The organism is Nocardia sp. NPDC058497 (genome assembly GCF_042720195.1).
Classification (GTDB): domain Bacteria; phylum Actinomycetota; class Actinomycetes; order Mycobacteriales; family Mycobacteriaceae; genus Nocardia.
This window is the reverse complement of sequence record NZ_JBHXMY010000383.1, coordinates 1-5,785: the sequence shown is the minus strand read 5'-3', so window position 1 is coordinate 5,785 and position 5,785 is coordinate 1. Positions and strand designations below refer to the sequence as shown.

Genomic DNA, 5,785 nt, shown 5'->3' with positions numbered 1-5,785 from the left:
CACCCCCACTTCGGGGCGCGGGCCCCGTACCCGGCATTCAACCGGCCCCGGGGCGACCCGTCCGGGCCGCGCACGCCCAGGTAGTACTGGATGCGGCCCGGGTAGGCGACGGAATCGAGCCGGAACAGCTGCACGTCGATGGTGTAGTACTCGCCGGTGTCCAGATCGCACAGCCGCATGGCGGTGTGCTCGCGGCCGTAGACGGTGTCGCCGTCGTCCCAGATCCGCCGGAAGTCGTGGTACTGCGCCAGCTCGTCGAGCAGGTCCGCGGCCCAGTCGCCGCCGCCCTGCTGTCCGATCAGACCGCGCAGCCAGTGCACGGTCAGCGACGATTCCTTCTCCCACTCCACCATCACCTTGCGCGAGAGCGGATTGCCGAAGAACCAGCGCAGGATGTTCACATCCTCGACCAGCCCGGGGAAGGCGCGATGGTAGGACTCGTTGCCCGCCAGCACATTCCAGCGCGTATCGACGTAGGCCGCCAGGTTCGGCTCCTGCAGGGCCAGGGTGCGGCGCATCTCGGCGTTGATCTCGGCGCGTAGATCCTCGACCGACGGATTGCCCACGGCGGACAAGCCCGCCAGGTCGAGTAGGTGCCTGCGCTCGATGTCGGTCACCGGCTCGATGCGGTCGAGATAGCGCACCAGCGCCTCGACGACGGCCTGCGTCGGCCGGTCCCGGTCGCCGCTCTCCAGATGGGTGATGTAACTCGAGCTGACACCGGCCGCGAAGGCCAGCTTTTCCCGGGAAATCCGCCGATCGTCGCGCAGGCGCCGCAGCAACCCGCCGAGCGTCGGCGGCCTCGGTGGACCAGCCGGACCGTCGGACGATGTCTTCGGTAGCACCGCAACCCTCCCTGTCTGCACCGCATCATCCTGGATGAGGTTTCAACCTCGAACCAATCGCCGAACGGAAAAGTTGCCGTTTCTTTATCTTGACGCGTTGACCATTGGGTAGTTACCGACCGGCAACCCCGCACGCCAGGGAGGCACCGCCCTGCGTTCAGGCTCGCCGGCCGCGTCGAATTCCGGCATGTTCGCGCCCGCCATACTGTGCGTGCCGTCACATCCGCCCTGTTCAGCGGGCCTCTCCGGTGTGTAAACAAATGTAAACCGCCCGAGAAGCGACGGTTTCGGAAGCATCACCGCATACTCCGCGCCATGCTCCCCGATGACACCGTCGCGGCTGCTCGGAGCCTGTTCACCCTGGTCGGACCCGATTCGCGAGCCGGGCCGCGCGCCGGGCCCATGACCACGAGATTGCGCCGACCTCACAGCTCACCGAGCGCCGAGTGAGGATGTGAAAAGTTCGTTTTGCCGCAGCAGTGCGCCTCTTTACAGTTGCCATCTAACAGCCCGAATGCACAGCTCGAAGGGGGCGTCGTGGTTAATTCGCGCACTCATGGTCCGTCGCCCACCGATATCGGCGACACGTTGCTGAACCTGGGTAAATACTTTCAGCGCGGTGAGGTATCGCCGGACAGCCGGTCGGTCTACAAGGTCGGCGGGCGCGATGCCGACGCGTTCTACCGGGACCGCTGGTCGCACGACAAGGTGGTGCGCTCCACGCACGGCGTGAACTGCACCGGTTCGTGCTCCTGGAAGATCTACGTCAAGGACGGCGTGATCACCTGGGAGTCCCAGCAGACCGACTACCCGTCCGTCGGCTCGGACAAGCCGGAGTACGAACCGCGCGGCTGCCCCCGTGGCGCGTCGTTCTCCTGGTACACCTACTCCCCCGCCCGGGTGCGCTACCCGTACGTGCGCGGCACCCTGCTCGACCTGTACCGCAAGGCCAAGGCCGAGCTCAAGGACCCGGTGCTGGCCTGGGAGTCCATCGTCGAGGACCCGGTCAAGGCCAAGGCCTACAAGACCGCGCGCGGTAAGGGCGGTTTCGTCCGTGCCGAGTGGTGGGAGGCCGCCGAGATCGCCGCGGCCGCGCACGTCTACACGATCAAGCAGTACGGCCCCGACCGCGTGGCCGGCTTCTCGCCGATCCCGGCGATGTCGATGGTCAGCCACGCCACCGGCGCGCGCTTCGTGTCGCTGCTCGGCGGCTACATGCTCTCCTTCTACGACTGGTACGCCGACCTGCCGGTGGCATCGCCGCAGGTCTTCGGTGACCAGACCGACGTGCCGGAGTCGGCCGACTGGTTCGACGCGGGCTATCTGATCATGTGGGGCTCCAACGTCCCGGTGACCCGCACGCCCGACGCCCACTACATGACCGAGGCGCGCTACCGCGGCCAGAAGGTAGTCGTGGTCTCCCCCGACTACGCCGACAACACCAAGTTCGCCGACGAGTGGGTGGCCGCGCGTCCCGGCACCGATGCCGCGCTGGCGATGGCCATGGGGCATGTCGTGCTCAAGGAGTTCTTCCTCGAGAAGCAGACTCCGATGTTCCTCGACTACATCAAGTCCTACACCGACCTGCCGTACCTGATCTGTCTCGACGAGGCGGCGGATCAGGACAGCGCCCTGCCCGGGAAGTTCCTCACCGCCGCCGATCTCGGACAGACGGGTGAGGGCGTCGAGCACAAGCCGGTGCTGCTGGATCAGGCCGGAAACCCGGTGGTGCCCAACGGTTCTCTCGGCCACCGTTTCGGCGAGGAGGGCGCGGGCAAGTGGAACCTCGACCTCGAGGGCGTCGACCCGCTGCTCACCCTGCTCGGCCATTCCGCCGACGCACCGGCCACGATCGCCCTGCCGCGCTTCGACACCGACACCGCCGAGACGATCCTGCGTGGCGTCCCGACGAAAATCGTTGCGGGCAAGCGGGTCACGACCGTCTTCGACCTGCTGCTCGCGCAGTACGGCCTGGGTCGCGACGGCCTGCCCGGCGAGTGGGCCAAGGGCTACGACGACGCGGACTCGCCCTATACCCCGGCCTGGCAGGAACGCATCACCGGTGTGCCCGCCGTGCAGGCCGCGCGCATCGGCCGCGAATTCGCCGACAACGCCGAACGTTCCGGCGGCCGCTCGATGATCCTGATGGGCGCGGGCACCAACCACTGGTTCCACTCCGATCAGATCTACCGCGCCTTCTTCACCCTGACGCTGCTCACCGGCTGCCAGGGCAAGAACGGCGGCGGCTGGGCCCACTACGTCGGCCAGGAGAAGTGCCGTCCCGTCACCGGCTGGGCGACACTGGCTTCCGCCGCGGACTGGCAGCGCCCGCCGCGTCAGATGCAGGGCACCGTGTTCTGGTACCTGACCAACGACCAGTGGCGCTACGACCCGTTCACCTCCGACTCCTTCGCCTCGCCGCTGGGCAAGGGCAAGTTCGCGGGCCGCACCGCCGCGGACAATATCGCCCTGGCCAGCAGGCTCGGCTGGATGCCGAGCTACCCGACGTTCAACCGCAACCCGCTCGACTTGGCCGACGAGGCCGCCGCGGCAGGCGCTACCCCCGCCGAACACGTTGTCTCCCAGCTCAAGTCGGGCGATCTGCGCTTCGCTTGCGAGGACCCCGACGCACCGGAGAACTTCCCCCGCGTGCTCACGGTGTGGCGGGCCAACCTGCTCGGTTCCTCCGGCAAGGGCAACGAGTACTTCCAGAAGCACCTGCTCGGCTGCGGCTCCAACCTGCAGACCACCGACGCCAACGGCGTGCGCCCGCAGGAACTGGAATGGCGTGAGGAAGGCGCCGAGGGCAAGCTGGATCTGCTGCTGGCCCTGGACTTCCGCATGACCAGCACCACCCTGTTCGCCGATATCGTGCTGCCCGCCGCCACCTGGTACGAGAAGCACGACCTGTCCTCCACCGACATGCACCCGTTCGTGCACGCCTTCTCCCCCGCCATCTCCCCGCCGTGGGAGGCCAAGACCGACTTCGACGCGTTCCACCGGATCGCGCGCGGTTTCTCCTGGCTGGCCGAGAAGCACCTGGGCACCCGCAAAGACATTGTCGCGGTGCCGTTGCAGCACGACTCGCCCGACGCGCTGGCGCAGGCCGGCGGCAAGGTGCTGGACTGGAAAGCCGGTGAGTGCGAGCCGATTCCGGGCAAGACCATGCCCAAGATCGTCGAGATCGAGCGCGACTACACCAAGATCGCGGAGAAGCTCGCGGCGCTGGGTCCGCTGGTCGACACCCTCGGCGTGACCACCAAGGGCATCACGACCTACCCGGACAAAGAGGTGGAATACCTCGCGGGCAAGAACGGCACCGTCGTCTCCGGCGTCGCGGCCGGGCGTCCGTCGCTGGCCAAGGACACCTTCGCCGCCGAGACCATCCTGGCGCTGTCGGGCACCACCAACGGCCGCCTCGCGGTCGAGGGCTTCCACGAGCTCGAGCGCCGCACCGGCACCCAGCTGGCCGACCTCGCCGCCGAGGCCGAGGGCAAGCAGATCACCTTCGCCGACACCCAGGCCCGTCCGGTCCCGGTGATCACCTCGCCGGAATGGTCGGGCAGTGAGAGCGGCGGCCGCCGGTACTCGCCGTTCACCATCAATGTCGAGCGGCTCAAGCCGTGGCACACCCTCACCGGGCGCCAGCACTTCTACCTCGACCACGACTGGATGATCGAACTCGGCGAGCAGCTGCCGATCTTCCGGCCGCCACTGGACATGACCGCGCTGTTCGCCGAGCCGAGCATCGGCAATGTGAGCGGCAGCGGCGTCACCGTGCGCTACCTGACCCCGCACTCGAAGTGGTCGATCCACTCCGCCTACCAGGACAACCTGCACATGCTGACGCTCTCGCGCGGCGGTCAGACGATCTGGATGTCGGACCGGGACGCGGCCAAGATCGGTGTCGCCGACAACGATTGGATCGAGGCGGTCAACCGCAACGGCATCGTCGTCGCCCGCGCCATCGTCTCGCACCGCATGCCGGAGGGCACGGTCTTCATGTACCACGCGCAGGACCGCGCCGTGGACGTGCCGCGCATCGAGGGCACCGAGCAGACCACCAAGGAATCCAAGGGCAAGCGCGGCGGTATCCACAACGCGCTGACCCGGGTGCTGATCAAGCCGTCGCACCTGATCGGCGGCTACGCCCAGCAGTCCTTCGCCCTGAACTACCACGGGCCCACCGGAAACCAGCGTGACGAAGTAACGACGATCCGTCGCCGTAACCAGAACGTGGAGTACTGACATGCGCGTAATGGCTCAGCTCGCCATGGTCATGAACCTGGACAAGTGCATCGGCTGCCACACCTGCTCGGTCACCTGCAAGCAGGCGTGGACCAACCGCGGTGGCACCGAGTACGTCTGGTTCAACAATGTGGAAACCCGTCCCGGACAGGGTTATCCGCGCCAGTACCAGGATCAGGAGAAGTGGAAGGGCGGCTGGACGCTCAACAAGCGTGGCAAGCTGTCGCTGAAGTCGGGCTCGCGGTTCAAGCGCCTGATGAACATCTTCGCCAACCCGGATCTGCCCACGGTCGACGACTACTACGAGCCGTGGAGCTACGACTACGACAACCTGCTGGCCTCCCCGCCCACCGACACCACCCCGGTCGCGCGGCCCAAGTCGCTGATCACCGGCGAGGACACCAAGGTCACCTGGGGCGCCAACTGGGACGACGACCTCGGCTCCGGTCCCGAAGCGGTCGGCAAGGACCCCTTGCTCGGCAAGCTCGAGGACAAGGTGAAACTGGAGTTCGAAGAGACCTTCATGTTCTACCTGCCGCGCATCTGCGAGCACTGCCTGAACCCGTCGTGGGGCGCGGGGGGGGCCGGGGGGGGGGGCGGACACCCGGGCGATGTCGGGCGCGGGCGCGGCGACCCCGACCACTAGCCGGGGGGGGGGGCGGGCCCGGGGGTGATAAACAACAAAACAGCAC

General features: G+C 67.3%; 2 protein-coding genes and 1 pseudogene. 2 read left to right on the top strand and 1 reads right to left on the bottom strand.

Annotated features, from left to right (window positions below):
* Window positions 1-782, bottom strand: a 782-nt coding sequence (locus tag ACFWPJ_RS22590; protein WP_378854331.1) for a helix-turn-helix transcriptional regulator, incomplete at its 3' end; no start/stop codon positions are given.
* 600 nt (window positions 783-1,382) lie between these two features.
* On the opposite strand from ACFWPJ_RS22590, the gene ACFWPJ_RS22585 reads away from it, so the two are divergent.
* Together ACFWPJ_RS22585 and narY are read left to right on the top strand one after the other, a co-directional pair.
* A complete protein-coding gene (locus ACFWPJ_RS22585; protein ID WP_378854329.1) occupies window positions 1,383-5,093 on the top strand; it encodes a nitrate reductase subunit alpha in 3,711 nt (1,236 codons plus the stop codon).
* A 10-nt stretch (window positions 5,094-5,103) separates the two neighbouring features.
* A pseudogene (gene narY / locus ACFWPJ_RS22580) lies at window positions 5,104-5,685 on the top strand (nitrate reductase subunit beta); the annotation flags it as partial.
* Window positions 5,686-5,785 lie beyond the last annotated feature (100 nt).